The organism is Ideonella sp. (genome assembly GCF_036277275.1).
GTDB lineage: Bacteria > Pseudomonadota > Gammaproteobacteria > Burkholderiales > Burkholderiaceae_C > Ideonella.
Genome location: NZ_DASUNH010000123.1, coordinates 1 through 21,397, shown reverse-complemented (window position 1 = coordinate 21,397; position 21,397 = coordinate 1). Strand labels below are relative to the sequence as shown.

The following is a 21,397-nucleotide window of genomic DNA, read 5'->3' as shown; positions in this document are numbered from 1 at the left end:
CGTCACGGTGATCCCGTGGGCGACATTCGTCGTGCTGATGTCGATCTTCGTTCGCGGCACGCCGCTGTACTGGGTCTGCGCACGGTGGCTGGGCACGGCGATCTGGGGCGCGCGCATCATCTGCGGCGTGCGCTGGCGGGTGCAGGGCATGGACAACGTGCCCACGGCGGCCGACAAGCACGCCGCGGTGCTGCTGGCGTCGAAGCACCAGTCGACCTGGGAGACTTTCGCCTACCCGATGCTGATGCCGCACCCGCTGTGCTACGTGTTCAAGCGCGAGTTGCTGTGGATCCCGTTTTTCGGCTGGGCCATCGGCAGCCTGGACATGATCCACATTGACCGCAGCAAGCGCGCCCAGGCCTGGAACAAGGTGGCCGAGCAAGGCAAGCGCTACATGGAGCAGGGCAACTGGGTCATCATGTTCCCCGAAGGCACCCGCATCGCGCGTGGTGAGCAGGGCGTCTACAAGTCCGGCGCGACGCGGCTGGCCGCGGCCACCGGCACGCCGGTGGTGCCGATCGCGGTGACCTCGGCCCGATGCTGGCCGCGCAAGAGTTTTCTGCTGCGCCCCGGGGTGATCGACATCTCGATCGGCAAGCCCATCGCGACCGCAGGCCGCGAGCCCGACGAGCTGATGCGCGAGGTCGAAACCTGGATCGAGGCCGAGATGCGTCGGCTGGACCCCGAGGCCTACAAAGCTTGAACATCGGTGGCGTGAATTCGGAGCACGGCGCGTGCCTGCTGCGCCAACGGGCCCCTAAAATGTGCGCTCATGTCGCGCAGGTCTGCCGCCGAAACGCCCGAACAGCTGTCGCTGTTTGACGCTGAGCCACCACCGCTGGCGGCCACCGCTGGAGCGCCGCACGCCAACGCCCGCGACAACCTCGAGCCGGACGTGCGTCCCGAACCGGCGCCGGTGCGGGACGCCCCCGCCCCGATGACGCACCGCCACCCGCGCGCCGACCGCGAGATTCGCCTCGGCGAATGCCAGGTTGCCTACCTGCTGCGGCGGGCGCGGCGCAAGTCGATCGGTTTCACCGTCGGGCCTGAGGGCCTGGCCGTCAGTGCGCCGCGCTGGGTCGGGCAAGGCGAGATCGAGGCAGCATTGCGTGAGAAGTCGAGCTGGATCTTGCGCAAACTGGCCGAGCAGCGCGATCGCCAGCGCCGCGTCGAAGCGGCGCGGGTCGAATGGCGCGATGGCGCGACGCTGCCTTTCCTCGGCGAGACGGTGATCCTGGTGCTGGACCCGCGGGTGGCGGGTGCCGTGCTGAACGCCTCCGCCGACGCGTTGCCGGGGGTGCCGAAGCTGACGCTGCACATCGGTCTGCCTCAGGCGGCCCAGCCGGCACAGATCTGCGACGTGGTGCAGAGCTGGCTGCAGCGCCAGGCCCGCCGCATCTTCGAAGAGCGCTGCGCGCATTTCGCGCCGCAGCTGGGCGTGCGCGTGGCGCGGTTGCGCCTGAGTTCAGCGCAGACGCGCTGGGGCAGTGCGTCTGCCGATGGCTCGATCCACCTGAACTGGCGGCTGGTCCACTTTGGGCTGCCGGTGATCGACTACGTGGTCGCCCATGAGCTGGCCCATTTGCGTGAGATGAACCACAGCGCTGCGTTCTGGGACGTGGTGCGCTCGGTGATCCCCGACCTCGAAGACCGCAAGGCGCAGCTGCGTGACCCGGTGCTGCCGGTTTTCGCGTAGCCAGGCAGCCAACAAGGCCCTACACCGCACAATCATCGGGAGATGGCACACCAGCGCCGTGCTTTTCCCAAGAAGGCTCCCCCCAATGGGGGATGGCCGGTGCCCGGCATCGCAGGCACAGTTCACCCATTCGCTGTCAGCACGTGTGAGCGATAGGGACGGTCCAGGGAGGATCGAACGGCGATACCGTGAACCCGAAGGCCGGTCGGCCATGCCGACCGGCCTTTTTTTACGTCCGTGTGACAGCGGCGGTGCTCGGCGCACCAAAGCGCCAGATGCCGTCAGCTCCTCGTTGAGCATGCAACTCGCCGCGGCTTTGCAGCGCATGCAGGTGCGCCAGCGATTCGCCCATCGCGAAGGTGGTTTGATGCCAATCAAGCGGCCGGCGAAACAGCACCGGCAGCAGATCTGCGGCGCTCATTGGCCGCTCGCGGCAAGCCGCCAAGGCATCGGCCAGGCGGTCGTCGTGATGGGCTTCGAGCTGGGCAATGCGTGCATGCAGGCCCTTGAATGGCTTGCCGTGCGATGGCAGCACCAGCGTGTCGGCCGGTAGCGCCAGAAAGCGTCGGATCGACTGCAGGTACAGCGGCAACGGGTCAGCCTCGGGCTCGAGGTCGATCACGCTGACGTTGGTCGAGATGCGTGGCAACACCATGTCACCCGAAATCAGCACGCCCAGGCTGCGCGAATACAGCGCGATGTGCTCTGGCGCGTGGCCATAGCCGACGATCGCCTGCCACTCATGCGGCCCGATGCGCAGCGATTGGCCGTCCATCAGGCGCCGGTACGCGGTCGGCACCGAAGGCACCATCGACGCGTAGTAGTCACGCCGGTCGCGCACGGCTGCCAGCGCCCCGGGGTCGGTCAGGCCATGGCTGGCGAAGAAGCGCGCCGCGCTCTCGCCACCGAAGCTGGTGGTCGATTGGCTGGCCAATCGCGCGGCGTTCCAGTCGGTCGCGCTGACCCACAAGCGGCAGACGTGGCGCTGGCACAGCCAGTCGGCCAGGCCGATGTGGTCCGGGTGCATGTGGGTCACGATCACGCGCAGCACAGGCAGGCCGTCCAGCGCCGTAGCAAAGACCTGCTCCCAGGCCGCGCGGGTCGCGTCGTTGGCAATGCCGCAGTCGACGATGGCCCAGCCTTGGCGGCCGTTGGCGTCTTCGTCCCGCAGCAGCCACAGGTTGATGTGGTCCAGCGCAAACGGCAGGCCCATGCGCAGCCAGCGCACGCCGGATGCCAGTTCGATCGCCTCGCCGATGGCGGGCAGTTGCTCGCCCAAGGGGTAGTTCAACGCGCTTTCGCTGGGGTTGCTCATCGATGGGGTGCGACCGAGTCGCGTAGACTGACGTTTACGTTAACGTCAAGTCTAACCATGGCTGCATCCGCGCGCTCGAAGCCGACGCCCGCCACCCCGGCGGATGTCGCGCCCACCTTCACGATCACCGAGCTGGCGCAGGAGTTCGACATCACGCCGCGCGCAATCCGCTTCTACGAAGACGTGGGCCTGCTGGAGCCCGCACGCGCCGGCCGCAACCGCGTCTACACGCATCGCGATCGCACCCGGTTGAAATTGACGCTGCGTGGCAAACGGCTTGGGCTGTCGCTGCAGGAGGTCAAGCAGCTGGTCGACATGTACGAGTCGGGCAGCGACGAGCGGCCCCAGCTCGAAGCCTTCCTGGTCGTGCTGGGAGACCACCGGCGCCAGCTGGAGCAGCAACTCGAAGACATCCAGGTCACTCTGGCCGAGATCGAGCAGCACGAGGCGCGCTGCCGAGCGCTGATCGGGGCGATCAAGGCGCCGGCCAAGGTGTCCGCCAAACCCACGGCCGGGAAGCCTTCGGTGCGGGTCCGCGCCGCGAAGACGCCGGCGCGTTCGGCCAACTGATATGACCGGTCCATCGATTGCACGGCGCCTCGTCGCCATCGGTGGTGGGGGCTTTTCGGTCGAAGACTATGGCCTGTGGCAGGAGCGCTACCTGCTTTCGCTCGTTCGGCCCGGGCGGGTGCGGCCAAAGGTGTTGTTCATCGCCACGGCGAGCGGCGACCGCGAGCTGTACCAGCTGCGCTTCCTGCGCGCCTTCTCGAAGCTCGACTGCGAGCCCGACTGCCTCGCGTTCTTCCCCTTCGACATGGATCGCGACTACGCGGCAGCCGTGAGAGAGGCGGATCTGGTTTTCGTCGGCGGCGGCAACACCGTGGCGATGGTCGCTGTCTGGCGAGAGTTCGGCTTCGACCTGGCGCTGCGTGAGGCCTACGAAGATGGCACGGTGCTGGCGGGCATCAGTGCCGGTGCGAACTGCTGGTTCGAGCGTTATGTCACCGACAGCGTGCCGGGTGGTGGCGTGCGCGAAGGCCTGGGCTGGCTGCCCGGCACCTTCTGCCCGCACCTGGACAGCGAGCCCTGGCGGCCGGCGGTGCTGAGCGCAGAAGCAGGCCCGGCCTGGGGCGCCACCGAAGGCGTGCTGGTGCAGTTCGACAACGAGCGGGCGGTGGCCACCTGGCACGACCGGCCGGCCGATCGCACGCCGGCACCGAACTGTCGCCGCCGCGCGCAGGCCGGCACCGGCTGGGACGATTGGCCGCCCAAGCCGCTGCGGTAATCCGGGGCCGCTATGATTGACGTTTACGTAAACGTCAATTGAGCGCCATCCGGCCGGATCAAGCCGCGGCCAAGGCGGCTGACCGCCTTCGTACACTGGCGCCAACTTCCGCTGCCACTGTCTGCCCATGTCCACCCAGCTGACCGAACTGTTCGACAACAACCGCCGTTGGGCCGAAGAGACCGAGACCCGCGAGCCGGGCTTCTTCACCCGCCTGCTGAGTCAGCAGACGCCGCAATATTTGTGGATCGGCTGCGCCGACAGCCGGGTGCCGGCCAACGAGCTGGTCGACCTGCTGCCGGGCGAGCTGTTCGTGCACCGCAACGTCGCCAACGTCGTGGTGCATTCGGACCTGAACGCGCTGTCGGTGATCCAGTACGCGGTCGACAGCCTGAAGGTGCAGCACATCATCGTCGTCGGCCACTCGAACTGCGGTGGCGTCAAGGCGGCGATGAACAGCTGGCGCGTCGGGCTCGCCGACAACTGGCTGCGCCACGTGCAGGATGTGCGCCACCAGCACCGCGCCTGGCTGAACCAGGTCGATTCGGCGGTGCAGGTCGACGCGCTGGTCGAGTTGAACGTGCTGGAGCAGGCTCGCAACGTCTGCACCACCACGGTGGTGCAAGACGCCTGGGGCCGCGGCCAGACGGTGGTCGTGCACGGCTGGGTCTACGGGCTGCACAACGGGCTGCTGCAGGACCTGTCGATGACAGTCGCCGGAGCCGCCGATGTGGAAGTGGCCTACGAGGCCGCGCTGGCCGGCATCCACGCCCGCTACACGGTGATGGCCTGAACCGCGTGCGCCGACGATGTTCCCGCAGCAGCTCACCGACAGCCGCGCCTTCGACATCGCGCACGCGATGCTCGATGGCTTCAACAAGCACTACCGCCTGTTCCGCGAAGCCAGCCGCACCGCAAAGCAGCGTTTCGAACAGGCCGACTGGCATGGCCAGCAGCGAGCGCAGCGAGAGCGGATCGAGTTCTACGACCGGCGCGTCGAAGAAAACGCCGAGCGGCTGCAGAACGAATTCATGGCCAGCGGCCTGTCGATGGACGTCTGGCAGCAGGTCAAGCTGCACTACATCGGCCTGCTGATCAACCATCACCAGCCCGAGTGCGCCGAGACCTTCTTCAACTCGGTGACGACGAAGATCCTGCACCGCAGCTACTTCCACAACGACTTCATCTTCGTGCGCCCCGCCGTCTCGACCGAGTACATCGAGAACGACGAACCCGCCGCGACGCCGACCTACCGCGCCTACTACCCGACGCGCGAGAACCTGCGCGATGCGGTGCTGCGCATGATCACCAACTTCCAGCTGGCGTGCGAGTTCGAGGACCTGGGCCGGGATGTCGACCAGGTGTTGGCCGCAGTATTCAAGGCGCTGGGCGACTTCCGCCCCCGCGCGAACTTCCAGATCCAGGTGCTGTCGAGCCTGTTCTACCGCAACAAGGGCGCCTACGCGGTCGGCAAGATCGTCAATGGCTTCTCCGAGCTGCCGTTCGCGTTGCCGATCCTGCACACCGAGCCGACGCCGGGCCGCCCCAAGTCGGCGGACAGCCCCCCGGGGGCCGACGCCGAAGGCGTCACGGGGCAGGCGTCATCCGGCCAGCTGATCATCGACACCGCGCTGTTCGGCGAGGACGACCTGCTGCTGCTGTTCAGCTTTGCGCGAGCGTACTTCCTGGTCGACATGGAGGTGCCGTCGGCCTACGTGCAGTTCCTGCGCTCGTTGATGCCGCGCAAGCCGCGCGCCGAGCTGTACAACGCGATCGGGTTGCAGAAGCACGGCAAGAACCTGTTCTACCGTGACTTCCTGAACCACCTGCGCCACAGCTCGGACAAGCTGCGCATTGCCCCCGGCATCAAGGGCATGGTGATGCTGGTGTTCGACCTGCCGAGCTTCCCGTTCGTGTTCAAGGTCATCAAGGACTACTATCCGCCGCAGAAGGACACGACGCGCGAGCAGATCATGCGCAAGTACCTGCTGGTCAAGCAGCACGACCGCGTCGGTCGCATGGCCGACACGCTCGAGTTCAGCAATGTGGCCTTCCCGCGCTCGCGCTTCGAAGACGAGCTGATCGACGAGTTGCAGAAGTTCTGCCCCAGCCTGCTCGAAATCTCCGACCGCGACGGCGACGGCCAGACCGAGGTGATCCTGCAACACGTCTACATCGAGCGGCGCATGATCCCTCTGAACATCTTCCTGCAGGACGCGACGCCACAGCAGACCGAGCACGCGGTCATCGAATACGGCAACGCGATCAAGGACTTGGTGGCCGCCAACATTTTCCCCGGCGACATGCTGTGGAAGAACTTCGGCGTCACCCGCCACGGCAAGGTCGTGTTCTACGACTACGACGAGATCGAGTACATCACCGACTGCAACTTCCGCCGCGTGCCGCAGGCGCGCAACGAAGAAGAAGAGATGTCGGGCGAAGTCTGGTACTCGGTTGGCAAGCACGATGTGTTCCCCGAGACCTTTGGCCCGTTCCTGCTCGGCAACCAGGCGGTGCGCGAGGTGTTCATGAAACACCACGCCGACCTGCTCGATGCGGGCTTCTGGCAGGCTCACAAAGAGCGCATTGCCGCCGGCCATGTGCACGATGTTTTTCCGTACGACCCCGAGCGCCGCTTCTCCGCGCAGCGACGGGGCAGCAGCGGCGGCGCCCGGCACGCCGCACATTTCTGACCATCCTGTAGACCCGAAAAGGAGCCCACCATGGCCGATTCCATCGTCATCGCTTCTGCCGCGCGCACGCCCATCGGCGGCCTGCTCGGCGACTTCGCCTCACTGGCTGCCTGGGAGCTGGGCGCCGTGGCCATCCAGGCCGCTGTCGAGCGCGCCGGCGTGCCGGGCGACGCGATCAACGAGGTGCTGATGGGCAACTGCCTGATGGCCGGCCAGGGTCAGGCGCCCGCGCGCCAGGCCATGCGCCGCGCCGGCCTGCCCGACTCGACCGGCGCCGTCACGATGAGCAAGATGTGCGGCTCGGCGATGCGCACGATGATGTTCGCGCACGACATGCTGCTGGCCGGCACCGCCGACGTGATGGTCGCTGGCGGCATGGAAAGCATGACCAACGCGCCGCACCTGATGTTCGCGCGCAAGGGCGTGAAGTACGGCGCCACGCAGATGTTCGACCACATGGCGATGGATGGCCTGGAAGATGCGTACGAGCGCGGCAAGGCCATGGGCGTGTTCGCTGAAGCCTGCGTCGCCAAGTACAACTTCAGCCGCGAAGCGCAAGACCAGTTCGCGATCGCCTCGACGACCCGCGCCAAGCAGGCCAACGAAGACGGCAGCTTCGACTGGGAAATGGCCCCGGTCACGCTGCCTGGCAAGGCCGGCGACACCGTGATCAAGTTCGACGAGCAGCCCTTCAAGGCCAAGCTCGACAAGATCCCCGGCCTGAAGCCGGCGTTCAAGAAAGACGGCACGATCACCGCTGCCAATGCATCGAGCATTTCCGACGGCGCCGCGGCACTGGTGCTGATGCGCGAGTCGACCGCCGCCAAGCTCGGCGCCAAGCCGATCGCCCGCATCGCGTCGCACGCGGTGCACGCGCAAGCGCCCGAGTGGTTCTCGACCGCGCCGGCCGGTGCGATCGACAAGGCCTTGAAGAAGGCCGGCTGGACGCCAGGCCAGGTCGACCTGTGGGAGGTCAACGAAGCCTTCGCTGCCGTCACGATGGCTGCGATGGCCGAGTTCAAGATCGCGCACGAGATCGTCAACGTGCACGGCGGCGCCTGCGCGCTGGGCCACCCGATCGGCGCTTCGGGCGCGCGCATCGTCGTCACGCTGCTGGGAGCGCTGCGCAAGCGCAACCTGAAGCGCGGCTGCGCGGCGCTGTGCATCGGTGGTGGCGAAGCCACTGCGATGGCTGTGGAATTGCTCTGAACCATGCTGGGCACCCACGACCTTCTCCTTTTTGCGGCCACGGTGTTCGTGCTGAACGCGACACCGGGTGTCGACATGGCGCTGACGGTGGGCACCACATTGCGCGCGGGCTGGCGGCAGGGGGTGGCCGTGGTGCTCGGTATCAACCTCGGGTGCGTGTTCCACACCTTCGCCGCGGCTTTCGGGCTCGCGGCGCTGTTGGCGGCGTCGGCCGAGGCCTTCACGGTCGTCAAGCTCGTCGGCGCGGCCTACCTGCTGTACGTGGCCTGGGGCATGGCGCGGTCGGGCTTGGCGCGCAGTGCGTCGGATGACACCTCCGAGCCGGAGGTGCCGCCCTCGTTCGCACGCGGGGTGTGGCAGGGCTTCCTGACCAATGCCCTCAATCCCAAGGTGGCGCTCTTCTACCTTGCGCTGCTGCCGCAGTTCATCGATGCCGACGCATCGCACAAGACGCTGGCCTTCATGTTCCTGGGCCTATGGTTCGTCGCGCAGGGCGGGCTGTTCTCGCTTGCGCTGGTGCTGCTGACGGCGCTGGCGCGGCACCTGCCGGCGCGGCCCGGCGTGGGCCGGGCGCTCAATCTTGGCGGCGCCGGACTCTTCTCCTTCCTGGCTGTGCGCTTGGCGCTCGCCGAACGCCACTGAAGCCCTCATGAATGTCCTGATCATCGGCGCGTCACGTGGCCTTGGCCTTGAGCTCACGCGCCAGTACCTGGCCGACGGCGCACGCGTGTTCGCCACCGCGCGCAGCGAAGATGGCCTGAAGTTGCTGCGCTCCGAAGGCGCGCGCGTGCTGAAGCTGGATGTGACGGACGCCACCAGTGCCTCAGGCCTGGCCTGGCAGATCGACGGCGAGATCTTCGACACGGTGGTTGTCAACGCCGGCGTCTACGGCCCGCGCACCAACGGGCTCGAAACGCCGACCGAAGCCGACTTCGACCAGGTGATGCGCACCAACGTGCTGGGCCCGATGCGTGTGATCCCGCAGCTGGTCGACGCCTTGGCCGACGGTGCGCGCCTGGGCGTGATCTCGTCGCGCATGGGCTCGATGGGCCTGCGTGCCAATGGCAGCGGCTGGCTTTACCGCGCTTCGAAGGCCGCGGTCAACTCGGTGCTGAAAGACGCCTCGTTCGCGCTAGCGGGCAAAGCGATCTGCGTCGCGCTGCATCCGGGCTGGGTCCGCACCGACATGGGCGGCAGTGACGCCGACCTCGATGTCAACGACAGCGCCCGCGACTTACGCCGCACCTTGGCCGCGCTGACGCCGGCCGACAACGGCGCCTTCCTGAACCACGACGGCCAGCCGCTGGCCTGGTAAGAATTCGAAAGACCGTCCCCATGTTGCTCAACGAAGACCACCGCGCGGTGCAAGACGCCGTGCGCGCCTATGTGCAAGACCAGATCGCGCCACATGCCGCGCGCTGGGACAAGGAACATCACTTCCCGGCCGCCGAGCTGAAGGGCCTGGCCGAGCTGGGTTGCTACGGCGTGGCCGTGCCGACCGAGTACGACGGCGCCGGGCTGGACTACCTGGCGCTGGCGCTGATCCTCGAAGAGGTCGCGGCCGGTGATGGCGGCACTTCGACGGTCGTCAGCGTCAACAACTGCCCGGTCTGCTCGATCCTGATGGCGTTTGCCAACGAGGAGCAGAAACAACGCTTCTTGAAGCCGCTGGCGCGTGGCGAGATGCTGGGTGCGTTCTGCCTGACCGAGCCGCACGTGGGTTCCGAGGCCGGTGGCTTGAGGACCATGGCCGTACGCGATGGCGACGACTACGTGCTCAACGGCGTCAAGCAGTTCATCACCTCGGGCAAGAACGGCGATGTCGCGATCGTGATGGCGGTGACCGACAAGGCGGCCGGCAAGAAGGGCATCAGCGCTTTCGTCGTGCCGACCAACACGCCGGGCTACACGGTGGCGCGCATCGAAGACAAGATGGGCCAGCACAGCTCGGACACGGCGCAGATCCTGTTCGAGAACTGCCGCATCCCGGCCGCCAATCGGCTGGGCGACGAAGGCCAGGGCCTGAAGATCGCGTTGTCGGGGCTCGAAGGTGGCCGCATCGGCATCGCCTCGCAAAGCGTCGGCATGGCCCGTGCGGCGTTCGAGGCGGCGCTGAAATATTCGAAGGAGCGGGTGGCCTTCAACCAGCCGATCTTCGAGCACCAGGCGATCCAGCACAAGCTGGCCGACATGGCCACACAGATCGAGGCCGCACGCCAGCTGATCTGGCATGCCGCGAGCCTGAAGGACGCTGGCCAGCCCTGCCTGAAGGAAGCGGCGATGGCCAAGCTGTTTGCCAGCGAAATGGCCGAGCGGGTCTGCTCGATGGCGATCCAGGTGCATGGCGGCTACGGCTACGTCAGCGACTTCCCGGTCGAGCGCATCTACCGCGACGTGCGCGTGACGCAGATCTACGAAGGCACCTCGGAAGTCCAGAAGATCCTGATTGGCCGCGCGCTCGCGTGAGGCGCGAGCCCGCCAGGGCGCCGGTCGCGGCGTGGGTCGCAGCGACCGGCTCGCTGTCCGCGCGATTGGCGCGTGCGCACCCGCCGTTCAGCGTGCGCGTGCTGCAGCAGGGCAGGGCACCTGCGTGGCCCGGTGAACACGATTCGCTCGGCTTGCCCGCGCACGCGCCGCTGCTCGCGCGCGAGGTGATCCTGTGCGGCGACGGCGCCCCGCTGGTCTTCGCACGCTCGGTGACCTCGATCCAGGCGGCGCACGGCGCTTGGCGCGCGATCCAGGGTTTGGGAACGCGGCCGCTGGCGCAACTGCTGTTCAGCCGCAGCGAGATCCGCAGGACGCCGATGCAATGGCAATGGCTGCCGATCTCAGACCCCTCGGCGCGCGCGATCGCGCGGACCTGGCTGCGGGCCACCGAGCAGCCGCTGCCTGCCCGAGGCCTGTGGATGCGGCATTCGGTGTTTCACCGCGCCGGGCAGGCGCTGCGGGTGGCAGAGTGCTTCCTGCCCAATCTCGTCTCCGCTTGGCCACCAACGCGCTGACGTGTTCACTGAGCGCGCGCAGCGCCCGCTCACTCCAAGTGGCGTGCGCGGATCCGGCTTTGCCGGTCCGCTGCGCGAGCCCCCTCGGGGGGCAGGCCCCGGGAGGGGCCGTGGGGGTCCATCAGAACGGCACGACGTCGGTGGGGTACTTCCAGAAGTCCCGCAACAGGTAGTTCATCGGCAGGTTCAGCGACGTGCCCTTCGGTGGGATCGGCTTCTCGAACCACTTCTCGTACAGCGCGTGCGCTTCGCGGCTGCGGATCAGGCGCTTCATCTCGTCGTCGACGATGCGCTTGAAGGCCGGGTCGTCCTTGGGCAGCATGATGGCCAGCGGCTCGATCGTCAGCGCCTTGCCGACGACCTTCAGCTTGCTCGGGTCCGGCCGGCTCGAGATCAGGCCGTAGAGCAGCACGTCGTCCATCACGAAGCCATCGGCCACGCCCTTCTCGACCATCTCGACCGCTTTGGCGTGGTCCGGCGCTTCGAGCACGTTGATGCGCAGCATCCGCTCGCGATTGGCCTGCTCGAGCGCCTTCATCGGCGTCGTGCCCTTGGTCGAAACCAGCTTCTTGCCTTCGAACTGGTGCAGCTCTTCGACCATGCTGTCGGCGCGCACCATGAAGCGTGATCCGGTGATGTAGTGCGGCACCGTGAAGGCGACCTTCTGGCGCCGCTCGGCGTTGTTGGTGGTCGAGCCGCATTCGAGGTCGGCCTCGTGGGTCTCGATCATCGCGATGCGCGTGGCGGGTGTCGCCATCTTGAAGGTCACGGGCATCGTCTTCAGCCCCAGCTCCTTCTTCACCGCCTCGGCCAGCTTCAGGCAGACGTCGACCGCGTAGCCAACGGGTTTCTTGTCGGCGTCGAGGTACGAGAAGGGGGTCGAGGACTCGCGGTGTGCGATCACGAGCGCGGCGCCCTGTCTCAGTTTGTCCAACACCGGGGCTGCGGCTTGTGCCGGAGTGGCCATGGCGCACATCAGGGTGGTGGCCAGGCCCGCCCAAAGGGGGAAGCGGGGTGTTGCTGTCATTGTGGGTATCCCTCGGCAAAAAGCCCGTCGATTTTCCCAGTTACCACCCTGAAGGCCGCCCACGGATTTCACGCTTGGGCCGTGCCTGTTCGCGATTGACGCAGTTTGGGCGTATCTTCGCGCTGATGAAAGCGCCGATCGACTTCTTTTTCGACTTCTCGTCGCCGTATTCCTACATCGCCAACGAATGGATCGATGCGCTGGCCGCCCGCCACGGCCGCACCGTGCGCCGCCACGCGATCCTGCTGGGCGTGACCTTCAGCGCGGCCGAGTTGAAGAGCCCCGTGGCGTACCCGATCAAACGCGACTACTCCTTCCGCGACTTTCAGCGTTCGGCCGGGTTCGAGCGGGTGCCCTACGTCCAGCCGGAGACCTTTCCGATCCCGACCCAGAACGCTGCACGGGTGTTCTGGTGGCTCAAGGACCACGACGGCGAAGCCGCCGCGGCGGCGTGGGCCCGGGCAGGCTTTCGCGCCTATTTCACGCGCGGGGTGCCGCTGAACGACCCCACCGCGTTGAAGACGCTGGCCGCCGAAGCGGGGCTGGACGCGGAAGCGGCCGAGCAAGCCTGGAACGACCCCGTCTGGAAGGAGCGACTGAGGCGCGCCAACGACGAGGCGATCGCCGCCGGTGTCTTCGGTGCGCCGTTCTTCCTCATCGACGGCGAGCCCTTCTGGGGCAACGACCGCAAGCCGCAGATCGAGCAATGGCTGGTGTCCGGGCCGTTCTGACACGGCACCGATCGATGCCCAGACCCCCGACCGAGCCGGGCTGACGCGATGTCGATCCAGTGGTGGCGCCGGCTGCTGATGGCCTTGCTGGCCATCACGGTGACCACGCTGGCCTGGAACCGCTGGGGCATGGAGCACCGGTTGGTCATCGACGCCAACAGCCGTTGGCCGGTGCATGTCACCGACGACCGCTCGCTCGACGGTGGTGACAGCGTGGCCAGGCTGCGGCGCGACGACCAGCGGTTGCTGCTGGAGTGCGAGCTCGGCAACGGCTACCAGTACCCGTTCTGCGAGCTGCAGTTCGTCCTCGGCTCCCCGCCGCAAGGGCTGGACCTGTCCGACTTCGACACGCTGGACCTGACGATGAGCGCGTACTCGGCGACCGCCGGGGTGCCGGTGCGCGTCTTCATCCGCAACTTCAATCCGCGCTACAGCCGTGAGGGCGATGATGGCTCGCTGAAGGTGCACGAGATTGCCTTCACGCCGTCGCACTACCCCGGCGGGCTGGCGTTTCCGCTGGCGCGCGTCGTGGTGGCCTCGTGGTGGGTCGACGAGCATCCGCTGCCGCTGGAACTGTCGGGCCAGGAGCTGACCCATGCGATCAGCCTCGCGGTGGCCACGGCCGGCAAGGTGGAGCCTGGCCTGCAGACGATCGGCATCGAGCGCATCGAGCTGCGCGGCAAATGGATCAGCGCCGGCACGCTGGGTCTCGGCCTGGTCGGCATGTGGGGCGGCACGATGCTCGTCTGCCTGGTGCTGGACAGCCTGGCCGCGAGGCGCCGGCTGCGCCACAGCACCGCGCTGCAGACCTCGCTGCGCAAGCTCAACGCGACACTGCAATCGCAGGCCGAGAGCCTGGCCCAACAGGCGAGGCACGACGCGTTGTCCGGCGCGCTGAACCGCCACGGCCTCACCGAGGCGCTGCTGGGGCAGACCCGGCAGAGCGACACGAAGCTCTTTCCGGCGACGCTGATCTTCTTCGACATCGACCACTTCAAACAGGTCAACGACACGCAAGGCCATGCGGTCGGCGACCAGGTCATCCGCTGCCTGGCCGAGTTGGTGCGCCACCAAGTGCAGCGCGACGACCTGCTGACGCGCTGGGGCGGGGAAGAGTTCGTGCTCTTGTGCCAGAACACCCCGGTCGCCGAAGCCGCGCGTGTGGCGGAGCGCCTGCGGCAGGCGATGACCACCGCCGCCTGGCCGCAAGGCTTGAAAATCAGCTGCAGCTTCGGCGTGGCCGAATGGCGGCGCGGGCAGGAGCTCGACGCTGCGATCGAGCGCGCCGACGCGGCGATGTACCGGGCCAAGCAGGCAGGGCGCGACCGGGTGGTCTGCGCCGAGCCGCTGGCCTGAGTTCAGTTCGTCGTCAACTCGCTGATCGCGATGACCTTGCGCGTCGCCGCGACGGCGGTCGGCGCGGGCGCCTCACCGGCGGCAAAGCGCTTGAGCAGTTCGAGCTGCTGCGCCTTCGCGGTCGCGACGTTGGCCAGTTTCACGTGGCCGTAGCCACGGATGCGTTCGGGCAGCTTGGCCAATGCGACGGCGCTCGCGTGGTTGCGTGCATCGAGCGCCGGCAGCAGCGTGTCGCGCAACAACGCTTCGTATTCGCTGGCCAATGCGCGCTCCATCTTGCGTTCTTCGGTGTGGCCGAACGGGTCGAACCAGCGGCCGCGAATGCGGCGCGCCTTCGCCAGTGCGCGGAAGGCGCTCATCATCCACGGGCCGAAGGTCATCTTGCGCGCGCGACCATCCGGCCCCGGGCGAGACAGCAGCGGCGGCGCCATGTGGAAGCGCAGCGAACCCGCGTCTTCGAACTGCTCGGCCAGTGCCGCCTGGAAGCTGCCGTCGGTGTACAGGCGCGCGACCTCGTACTCGTCCTTGATCGCCAGCAGGCGCGAGAACTGGCGCGCCACTGCATCGGTCAGCGGCGTGCCGGCGAGGCCGGCTTGGGCGGCGACGGTCGATTCGCGCGCATGCACCGCGTCGACCAGCGCGCGGTAGCGCGCGGCCAGCGTGGCGTCCTGATAGTCGGTCAGGAACTTCACACGCCGCTCGACCAGGCCGGCCGGGCCGAACAGCAAGCCAGCACCGGCATCGACCGCCGTTTGCGCACCGGCCAGGCGTTGCAGCGCGGCCGGGTCGGCTGCGGCCAGGCGGCCGATCGCGAACGCGACCTTGTTGCCTTCGATCGCAACACCGTTCAGCTCGATCGCGCGCAGCAGCGCGGCCTCACTCACCGGCACCAGCCCACGCTGGAAGGCCGCGCCGAGCATGACGATGTTGCTGGGCATCGTGTCGCCCATCAACTGCTGCGCCAGGTCTTGCGCGTCCAGTGTGCTGACTTGGCTCTCGCCGGCAGCGTGGCGCAGCTTCGCGAGCAGCGCACGGGCTTGCAGGCTTGCATCCGGGTTGCGCACGAAGGCCGCGGTGGCGATCTCGTGGGTGTTCGCCAGCACGACGGTGCGGCCGTGCTTGACGGTGCCGAGCGCATCGCCCGAGGCGCCGACCACCAGGTCGCAGGCCAGCAGCACGTCGGCCTGCTGGGTGTCGATGCGGACCTGGTTCAGCAGATCAGCCGTGGGAGCCACGCGCACGAAGCTCAGCACCGCGCCGCCCTTCTGCGCGAAGCCCATGAAGTCGAGCACCGAGCTCTGCTTGCCTTCCAGGTGCGCGGCCATCGTGATCAGCGCACCGACCGTGACGACCCCGGTGCCGCCGACGCCGGTGACCAGCATGTCGAACGGGCCGGTCCACTCCCAGGGCTTGGGCGCGCCGATGCGCTCGATTTCGGCGGCCAGGTCGGCCGGCGTGAACTTCGCGCCGGCCTTCTTCTTCAGCACCGCGCCTTCGATCGTCACGAAGCTCGGACAGAAGCCGTTGACGCAGGAGAAGTCCTTGTTGCACGAGCTCTGCTCGATCTGGCGCTTGCGGCCCCAGTCGGTCTCGACCGGGATCACGCTCAGGCAGTTCGAGGCCTGGCCGCAGTCGCCGCAGCCTTCGCACACCGCCTGGTTGATGAACACGCGGCGCGGCGGATCGGGGAATTCCTTCTTCTTGCGGCGGCGGCGCTTCTCGGCGGCGCAGGTCTGGTCGTAGATCAGCAGCGTCACGCCCTCGACCTCGCGCAGCTCGCGCTGCACCGCGTCCATCTCGCTGCGTGGGAAGAAGGTGGTGCCGGCGGGGAACTGGCCGTGGTGGCCGTCGTGCTTCTCGATCTCGTCGGAGACGATGACGACGCGCTTGGCGCCTTCGGCTTCGACCTGGCGCGCGATCTCGGGCACGCTGATCTTGCCGTCGACCGGCTGGCCACCGGTCATCGCGACCGCGTCGTTGTAGAGCAGCTTGTAGGTGATGTTGGTGTTGGCCGCGATCGCCTGGCGGATCGCCAGCAGGCCCGAGTGGAAGTAGGTGCCGTCGCCCAGGTTCTGGAAGACGTGCTTCTCCTTCGTGAAGCGCGAATGCGCGGCCCAGTCGACACCCTCGGCGCCCATCTGGATCAGGCCCGAGGTGCCGCGCTCCATCCAGCTGGCCATGAAGTGGCAGCCAATGCCAGCCAGTGCGCGCGAGCCTTCGGGCACCTTGGTCGACGAGTTGTGCGGGCAGCCCGAGCAGAAGTAGGGTTGGCGGCGTACGGCGTCGGCCTCGTTGCTCAGCAGCGAGGGCATCAGGAAGTCGACCACGCGGTCGCGGCGGTCCAGTGCCGGGTTCAGGCGCGCGAGCCAGTCAGCCACGGTGGGCATGATGCGCGACGGGCGCAGCTCGCCGAGGGCCGACAGCAGCGGCGCGCCTTCGGGTGTCGTCTTGCCGGCGATGCGCGGGCGTTGCCCGTCAGGCAGGCCGTAGAGCAGCTCTTTGAGCTGGCGCTCGACGATCGGGGCCTTCTCTTCGATGACGAGGATCTCTTCGAGGCCCTGCGCGAACTCGAGCATGCGCGTCGGCTCGAGCGGGAACACCAGGCCGACCTTGTAGACGCGCACACCGGCGGCGGCCAGCGCGTTCGGGTCGAGGTCGAGGCGGCGCAGCACCTCCATGAAGTCGTAGTGCGCCTTGCCAACGGTGACGATGCCCAGCGTGGCGGCCGGGCTGGCGACGATGTGCTTGTCGACCGAATTGACCTTGGCGAACGCGCGCACCGCATCGAGCTTGGCGGCCAGGCGCTCTTCCAGGCCCAGCGATGGCAGGTCGACCGAGCGCACATGCAGGGAGCCGATCGACGCTGGCGGCTGGTACTCGACCGGTAAGACGAAATCCAGCGGCATCGCGTCGAGATCGACGGTCATGCCCGACTCGACCACTTCCGAGATCGCCTTGAAGCCGACCCAGGCGCCCGAGAAACGCGACAGCGCCCAGCCGTACAGGCCGAACTCCAGGTACTCGGCCACGTTGGCCGGGTGCAGCACCGGCATGCTCCAGGCCTGCATCGCGACGTCGCTCTGGTGCGGCATCGACGACGACACGCAGCCGTGGTCGTCACCCGCCACCACCAGCACGCCGCCTTCGGCGCTGGAGCCGTAGACGTGGCCGTGCTTGAGCGCATCGCCCGCACGGTCGACGCCCGGCCCCTTGCCGTACCACATCGCGAACACGCCGTTGACGTTGCGCTGCGGGTCCAGCGCGACGCGCTGGGTGCCGAGGCAGGCGGTGGCCGCCAGGTCTTCGTTGATCGCGGGCAGGAAGTTGACCTTCGCTTCGGCGAGAAACTTCTTCGCCTTCCACATCTGCTGGTCGACCATGCCCAGCGGGCTGCCTCGGTAGCCGGAGACGAAGCCGGCGGTGTCCAGGCCCGCCAGTTCATCGAGGCGCTTTTGCATCAGCGGCAGCCGCACGAGCGCCTGCGTGCCGGTCAGGAACACCGCGCCCTGGGCGGCGGCCAGGTTGTCGGTCAGCGCGTAGTCCCTCAGTGGGGGGCGCAGGGCAGGAACTTGGGACATACGGCACCTGACGGCAGGCAAATGAGTGCGCTGATTTTCGTCCCCTGACGAGAAAGAGTCGTTTCCCATGCTCGCCAGATTGGCTGTTCTTGAGTGAGTTCGTTTCGAAAGTGATCAAATCGGGAAATGATCGAACTCGACCGCGTGACCCGTCGCCTGATCGACACGCTGCAGCGCAAGGGGCGGCAAAGCGCCCAGCAACTGGCCGAGGCGGTGGGCATGTCCGCCACGCCCGTCTGGCGCCGGCTGAAGGAGCTGGAGCAAAGCGGCGTGATCCGCCGCGAGGTGGTGTTGATGGACCGAGAGAAGCTGGGCCTCGCGATCTGCGCCTGGGCCTATGTCTCGCTGGTGCGCCACACCGACGGCGCGGTCGAAGACTTCGAGCGCCTGGTCGCTTCGAGCCCCGAGATCATGGAATGCGCCAGCATCACCGGCGAGGCCGACTACGTGATCAAGGTGGTGGTGCCCGACATGAAGGCCTACGACCGCTTCCTGCAGGAGCGGCTGTTCAAGCTGAAGGGCGTGGCCAGCATCCGTACCAACGTCGTGCTGCGTGAGGTGAAGTACGAGACGGCACTGCCGTTGCCGCCGGGGTGATGAATCGGCGGGAATCGGTGCCAGCAGGCGCAGAATGCGGCGCGCAACCCCGTCCGGAGCGCCGACGATGTCCATTGACCCCTGGCTGCAGCACCTGCGCACCGGCGCCCGCGCGAACCGCTTGGCCAATCACCGGCTGGCGCAGGCGATGGCCGCGCTCAGCGACGAAGACTTCCACGCGCCACGCACCAGTTTCTTTCCCAGCCTGGCGGCCACGCTCAACCACATCCTCGCCGTCGACATCTACTACATCGCCGGCATGCGCGGAGAGGCCGACATGGCAGCGCAGTACGACGCCTTTGTGCCGTGCCGCTCGGTAGGCGAATGGGCACAGCGCCAGGCGGCCAGCGATGACAAACTGATCGCGCTGTGCGACGGGCTGGACGCCGACGCAGCCGCTCGTACCGTGCCGCTGGACCGCGGCGATCACATTGATCGCAACTCCATGGGCAGCACGCTGGCCCATGTGTTCATGCACCAGACGCACCACCGCGGGCAGGTGCATGCGATGTTGTCCGGCACGGCGATCAAGCCGCCGCAGCTGGACGAGTTCCTGCTGCCGGCCGATGCGCCGCTGCGGGTGGCGGAAATGGCCGCGCTCGGGTGGACCGAGGCACAGTTGGTGGGGAAGGCGGCGGCACAGCCGCCCGCGTGAAGTGCGGCGCCCGGCCGCGGCGTTCACTGCGGCGGCTTGCGCAGCATCGTGTCGAGCGTGTCGACCATCGGCACCCACTCGGCGTCGCTCTTCCACGCGTTGCGCAGGAAGGCGGCTTGCGATTCGGACCAGAACGGCGCGTCGCACAACAGCACATCACCGGCCAGCGGTGAATGCTGGTCGATGAAGCGCTCGATCGACTCCATGTCGTCGGCCAGGCCGAGTTGCGCGAACAGCTTCTCCAGCGAATGCTCGGTCGTATCCATGAAGCCTCCGGTTTGATCGGGTGGTGGGGCCGTGCCTGTTGCGTCAGGTCACGACTGGGCAACCCACAAGCCTGGGCGAGAATGTTAAGTTCCGCGCCGCGTTTTGACCCCTTTGCTTGTCCAAAGCCCTGTTGTGAGATTCGTGATTGAGGGTGCCGCCTGCGCTGTCGCAGCGCTGCACCGGGCCAGGGCCGCTTGCGAAATCGCCCGCAAGAGGTGCTGCCGATGACCCAGCAGCAGCAAGCCACGCTCCCGGCCCCCACCCCTGCCTGGCACCCCGGCTGGCGCGCTGCGCCGGCCGGTGCGCCGACGCGCGCCGGTGCGCGCGACGCGATGGCGGGGCTGCCGGTCACCTGGATCAACCTGTTCAAGGCGCTCGCGTCGCAACTCATCCTGTGGCACCACATGGCGCTGTACGGGCCGATGTGTGAGGTGGTGCACGAGCTCGCGCCGGCGTTGCTCGACGCGCTGAACGAGCACGCGAAGCTCGTCGTGCAGGTGTTTCTCGTGACAGGAGGTTTCCTGGCGGCCGGCTCGCTGTGGCCGGCGCCGGGCGTTCAAGCCAGGATCGGCTGGCGCGACGTGCCCGGTTCGGTCTGGCGCCGCTACCAGCGCCTGGCCAAGCCCTACCTGCTGGCCGTGCTGGCGGTCATCGTCGCGGCCTGGCTGGCGCGCGGCCTGATCGAGCACCCGACGATTCCCGCCGCGCCCGAGCCGGGCCAGCTGGCCGCGCACATCGTGCTGGCGCAGGACGTGCTCGGCATCGAATCGTTGTCGGCCGGCTTCTGGTACGTGGCGATCGATTTCCAGCTCTACGTGCTGCTGGTGCTGCTGGCCGTCTCGCTGCGAGGGTTGCCGGGATCGCAGCGGCAGCGGGCGGCTGCCTCAGTGGCGATCGTGGTCGCGCTGGTGCTGATGTCGTTGCTGTGGTGGAACCTGGATTCCTCGCTGGACGTCTACGCGCCGTACTTCGTCGGCGCTTACGGCCTGGGTGTGCTGGCCCGCTGGGTGCGCGGCCTGCGTGCCACGCGCGAGCCGGCGGCCCTGGGGCTGCTGCTGGTCGTCGGCGTGGCCTTGGTGGTCGAGTGGCGCAGCCGCATCGCGCTGGCCGGTGCCACGGCCATGCTGCTGTGCCTGGTGCCCGAACCAGCCGCGGTACGGACGGGGCTGGCGCGCACGGCGCAGTTGGTGCTGGCCTTCTTCGCGCAGATCTCGTACTCGGTGTTCCTGTTCCACTACGCGGTGATCCTGGTCACTGGTGCGGTGGTCTACAACCAGTGGCCCGAATCGCCCGGCGCCAACGCGTTGGGCATGGTGTTCGCCTGGCTGGCCAGTCTGGTCGTCGGCACGCTGGTCCACCGCGCAGTCGAGCGTCGAGGTTGATCCTCGCCCGGTGCTTCAGGTCAGCCGTGAGCGCGCAGCGCCTGCGCCACCTCGGCGCGTAGCGCGCGAAGCGCGGCCAGTTCGGCCTCCGGCGCCTGCAGCGCGCTCCAGAGCAGTTTCGAGACACCGGTCGCCGTCGCTTCGATGTCGATCGCCGGCTTGCTGCCTTCGGCCGTCTGCGCCACCGCTTCCCACAGGATGTGCTCCATCGGCCCCAGCACCAGCGGGCGCAGCAGGCGCAGCGGGAGGTCGGTGCGGAACTCGCCACTGGCCTGACCGCGGGCCAGCAGGTCCATCAGCGGGGCCGTGTAGCGGCGCTGCAGCGGCTGCAGCGTGCCGGAAAAGTCCTGGCCCTTGCTGCGCCCCTCTGACAGCACCAGTGCGCACAGCCCGGTGCCATGGATCAGGAACAGCCGCAAGTGGGTGCGCACGAACCAGTCCAACTGCACGCGGGCCGGCTCGGTGCGCGGCAGGCCGGCTTCGATCGCCGCGATGATTTCGTCGTACCAGTCGGTGATCACCCGCTCGCACAGCTCTCGCTTGCCGTGGAAGTATGTGAACACCGTGGCTTCGGAGACGCCCAGGCGCTGCGCGATCTCGGTCG

21 protein-coding genes are annotated in these 21,397 nt (G+C 67.7%); 16 read left to right on the top strand and 5 right to left on the bottom strand.

Features of this window, described 5'->3' with window-relative positions:
* Together VFY73_RS20405 and VFY73_RS20400 are read left to right on the top strand one after the other, a co-directional pair.
* The coding region (locus VFY73_RS20405) for a lysophospholipid acyltransferase family protein (protein WP_329722217.1) at positions 1-703 on the top strand (703 nt) is incomplete at its 5' end.
* Positions 704-772: 69 nt separating this feature from the next.
* Complete coding sequence (locus VFY73_RS20400; protein WP_329722215.1) at positions 773-1,696, top strand: M48 family metallopeptidase; 924 nt, start codon at positions 773-775, stop codon at positions 1,694-1,696.
* A gap of 229 nt (positions 1,697-1,925) precedes the next feature.
* Here the strand turns inward: VFY73_RS20400 and VFY73_RS20395 are convergent, their stop codons facing one another.
* Positions 1,926-3,011, bottom strand: coding sequence for an MBL fold metallo-hydrolase (locus VFY73_RS20395; protein ID WP_329722213.1), 1,086 nt, complete (start codon positions 3,009-3,011; stop codon positions 1,926-1,928).
* Positions 3,012-3,068: 57 nt separating this feature from the next.
* Here VFY73_RS20395 and VFY73_RS20390 point away from each other — a divergent pair, with 57 nt between their 5' ends.
* The 9 genes from VFY73_RS20390 to VFY73_RS20350 all read left to right on the top strand — a co-directional run bounded on the left by VFY73_RS20390 (position 3,069) and on the right by VFY73_RS20350 (position 11,200).
* Positions 3,069-3,581, top strand: coding sequence for a MerR family DNA-binding transcriptional regulator (locus tag VFY73_RS20390; protein ID WP_329722211.1), 513 nt, complete (start codon positions 3,069-3,071; stop codon positions 3,579-3,581).
* Position 3,582: 1 nt separating this feature from the next.
* A complete protein-coding gene (locus tag VFY73_RS20385) occupies positions 3,583-4,296 on the top strand; it encodes a peptidase E (protein WP_329722209.1) in 714 nt (237 codons plus the stop codon).
* A gap of 127 nt (positions 4,297-4,423) precedes the next feature.
* The gene (gene can / locus VFY73_RS20380) at positions 4,424-5,089 is read left to right on the top strand and encodes a carbonate dehydratase (RefSeq protein ID WP_329722207.1); all 666 of its coding nucleotides are present in this window, start codon (positions 4,424-4,426) and stop codon (positions 5,087-5,089) included.
* Positions 5,090-5,105: 16 nt separating this feature from the next.
* Positions 5,106-6,989, top strand: a complete 1,884-nt coding sequence (aceK, locus tag VFY73_RS20375; protein ID WP_329722205.1) for a bifunctional isocitrate dehydrogenase kinase/phosphatase — start codon at positions 5,106-5,108, stop codon at positions 6,987-6,989.
* Positions 6,990-7,019: 30 nt separating this feature from the next.
* Positions 7,020-8,198, top strand: coding sequence for an acetyl-CoA C-acyltransferase (locus VFY73_RS20370; protein WP_329722203.1), 1,179 nt, complete (start codon positions 7,020-7,022; stop codon positions 8,196-8,198).
* 42 nt (positions 8,199-8,240) lie between these two features.
* Positions 8,241-8,840 (top strand): LysE family translocator, encoded by a 600-nt coding sequence (locus VFY73_RS20365; RefSeq protein WP_329722201.1) that lies wholly within the window; start codon positions 8,241-8,243, stop codon positions 8,838-8,840.
* A 7-nt stretch (positions 8,841-8,847) separates the two neighbouring features.
* Positions 8,848-9,513, top strand: coding sequence for an SDR family oxidoreductase (locus tag VFY73_RS20360; RefSeq protein WP_329722199.1), 666 nt, complete (start codon positions 8,848-8,850; stop codon positions 9,511-9,513).
* 20 nt (positions 9,514-9,533) lie between these two features.
* Positions 9,534-10,664 (top strand): acyl-CoA dehydrogenase family protein, encoded by a 1,131-nt coding sequence (locus VFY73_RS20355; protein WP_329722197.1) that lies wholly within the window; start codon positions 9,534-9,536, stop codon positions 10,662-10,664.
* Positions 10,661-11,200, top strand: a complete 540-nt coding sequence (locus VFY73_RS20350; protein WP_329722195.1) for a chorismate--pyruvate lyase family protein — start codon at positions 10,661-10,663, stop codon at positions 11,198-11,200. Before VFY73_RS20355 ends, VFY73_RS20350 begins: the two co-directional genes overlap by 4 nt.
* 121 nt (positions 11,201-11,321) lie before the next feature.
* On the opposite strand, the gene VFY73_RS20345 is transcribed toward VFY73_RS20350, so the two are convergent.
* Positions 11,322-12,176, bottom strand: a complete 855-nt coding sequence (locus tag VFY73_RS20345) for an amino acid ABC transporter substrate-binding protein (protein WP_329722221.1) — start codon at positions 12,174-12,176, stop codon at positions 11,322-11,324.
* Positions 12,177-12,352: 176 nt separating this feature from the next.
* Here VFY73_RS20345 and VFY73_RS20340 point away from each other — a divergent pair, with 176 nt between their 5' ends.
* Together VFY73_RS20340 and VFY73_RS20335 are read left to right on the top strand one after the other, a co-directional pair.
* Positions 12,353-12,958: a 2-hydroxychromene-2-carboxylate isomerase gene (locus VFY73_RS20340; protein WP_329722193.1), complete on the top strand. Its 606-nt coding sequence runs from the start codon at positions 12,353-12,355 to the stop codon at positions 12,956-12,958.
* 48 nt (positions 12,959-13,006) lie between these two features.
* Positions 13,007-14,314, top strand: coding sequence for a GGDEF domain-containing protein (locus VFY73_RS20335; protein ID WP_329722191.1), 1,308 nt, complete (start codon positions 13,007-13,009; stop codon positions 14,312-14,314).
* Positions 14,315-14,316: 2 nt separating this feature from the next.
* Here VFY73_RS20335 and VFY73_RS20330 read toward each other — a convergent pair whose 3' ends face one another.
* Positions 14,317-17,892 carry an indolepyruvate ferredoxin oxidoreductase family protein gene (locus VFY73_RS20330; protein WP_329722189.1) on the bottom strand — a complete coding sequence of 1,192 codons (3,576 nt, stop codon included), beginning with the start codon at positions 17,890-17,892 and terminating at the stop codon, positions 14,317-14,319.
* A 126-nt stretch (positions 17,893-18,018) separates the two neighbouring features.
* On the opposite strand from VFY73_RS20330, the gene VFY73_RS20325 reads away from it, so the two are divergent.
* Positions 18,019-18,489 (top strand): Lrp/AsnC family transcriptional regulator, encoded by a 471-nt coding sequence (locus VFY73_RS20325; RefSeq protein WP_414654502.1) that lies wholly within the window; start codon positions 18,019-18,021, stop codon positions 18,487-18,489.
* Positions 18,490-18,556: 67 nt separating this feature from the next.
* The gene (locus VFY73_RS20320; RefSeq protein WP_329722187.1) at positions 18,557-19,144 is read left to right on the top strand and encodes a DinB family protein; all 588 of its coding nucleotides are present in this window, start codon (positions 18,557-18,559) and stop codon (positions 19,142-19,144) included.
* Between the two features lie 23 nt (positions 19,145-19,167).
* Here the strand turns inward: VFY73_RS20320 and VFY73_RS20315 are convergent, their stop codons facing one another.
* A complete protein-coding gene (locus VFY73_RS20315) occupies positions 19,168-19,410 on the bottom strand; it encodes a DUF2789 domain-containing protein (RefSeq protein WP_329722185.1) in 243 nt (80 codons plus the stop codon).
* Between the two features lie 225 nt (positions 19,411-19,635).
* On the opposite strand from VFY73_RS20315, the gene VFY73_RS20310 reads away from it, so the two are divergent.
* Complete coding sequence (locus VFY73_RS20310) at positions 19,636-20,793, top strand: acyltransferase family protein (protein WP_329722183.1); 1,158 nt, start codon at positions 19,636-19,638, stop codon at positions 20,791-20,793.
* A 20-nt stretch (positions 20,794-20,813) separates the two neighbouring features.
* Here VFY73_RS20310 and VFY73_RS20305 read toward each other — a convergent pair.
* Positions 20,814-21,397 (bottom strand): TetR/AcrR family transcriptional regulator (locus tag VFY73_RS20305; protein ID WP_329722181.1); only part of this gene is annotated, 584 nt, incomplete at its 5' end.

What these genes read in the sequence shown, in the direction of transcription:
- VFY73_RS20340 (WP_329722193.1), top strand. Translation starts at nt 12,353, where the DNA reads ATGAAAGCGCCGATCGACTTCTTTTTCGACTTCTCGTCGCCGTATTCC.
- VFY73_RS20385 (WP_329722209.1), top strand. Translation starts at nt 3,583, where the DNA reads ATGACCGGTCCATCGATTGCACGGCGCCTCGTCGCCATCGGTGGTGGG.
- VFY73_RS20370 (WP_329722203.1), top strand. Translation starts at nt 7,020, where the DNA reads ATGGCCGATTCCATCGTCATCGCTTCTGCCGCGCGCACGCCCATCGGC.
- VFY73_RS20395 (WP_329722213.1), bottom strand. Translation starts at nt 3,011, where the DNA reads ATGAGCAACCCCAGCGAAAGCGCGTTGAACTACCCCTTGGGCGAGCAA.
- VFY73_RS20335 (WP_329722191.1), top strand. Translation starts at nt 13,007, where the DNA reads ATGTCGATCCAGTGGTGGCGCCGGCTGCTGATGGCCTTGCTGGCCATC.
- can (WP_329722207.1), top strand. Translation starts at nt 4,424, where the DNA reads ATGTCCACCCAGCTGACCGAACTGTTCGACAACAACCGCCGTTGGGCC.
- VFY73_RS20315 (WP_329722185.1), bottom strand. Translation starts at nt 19,410, where the DNA reads ATGGATACGACCGAGCATTCGCTGGAGAAGCTGTTCGCGCAACTCGGC.
- VFY73_RS20360 (WP_329722199.1), top strand. Translation starts at nt 8,848, where the DNA reads ATGAATGTCCTGATCATCGGCGCGTCACGTGGCCTTGGCCTTGAGCTC.
- VFY73_RS20320 (WP_329722187.1), top strand. Translation starts at nt 18,557, where the DNA reads ATGTCCATTGACCCCTGGCTGCAGCACCTGCGCACCGGCGCCCGCGCG.
- VFY73_RS20325 (WP_414654502.1), top strand. Translation starts at nt 18,019, where the DNA reads ATGATCGAACTCGACCGCGTGACCCGTCGCCTGATCGACACGCTGCAG.
- VFY73_RS20345 (WP_329722221.1), bottom strand. Translation starts at nt 12,176, where the DNA reads ATGTGCGCCATGGCCACTCCGGCACAAGCCGCAGCCCCGGTGTTGGAC.
- aceK (WP_329722205.1), top strand. Translation starts at nt 5,106, where the DNA reads ATGTTCCCGCAGCAGCTCACCGACAGCCGCGCCTTCGACATCGCGCAC.
- VFY73_RS20310 (WP_329722183.1), top strand. Translation starts at nt 19,636, where the DNA reads ATGACCCAGCAGCAGCAAGCCACGCTCCCGGCCCCCACCCCTGCCTGG.
- VFY73_RS20355 (WP_329722197.1), top strand. Translation starts at nt 9,534, where the DNA reads ATGTTGCTCAACGAAGACCACCGCGCGGTGCAAGACGCCGTGCGCGCC.
- VFY73_RS20330 (WP_329722189.1), bottom strand. Translation starts at nt 17,892, where the DNA reads ATGTCCCAAGTTCCTGCCCTGCGCCCCCCACTGAGGGACTACGCGCTG.
- VFY73_RS20390 (WP_329722211.1), top strand. Translation starts at nt 3,069, where the DNA reads ATGGCTGCATCCGCGCGCTCGAAGCCGACGCCCGCCACCCCGGCGGAT.
- VFY73_RS20400 (WP_329722215.1), top strand. Translation starts at nt 773, where the DNA reads ATGTCGCGCAGGTCTGCCGCCGAAACGCCCGAACAGCTGTCGCTGTTT.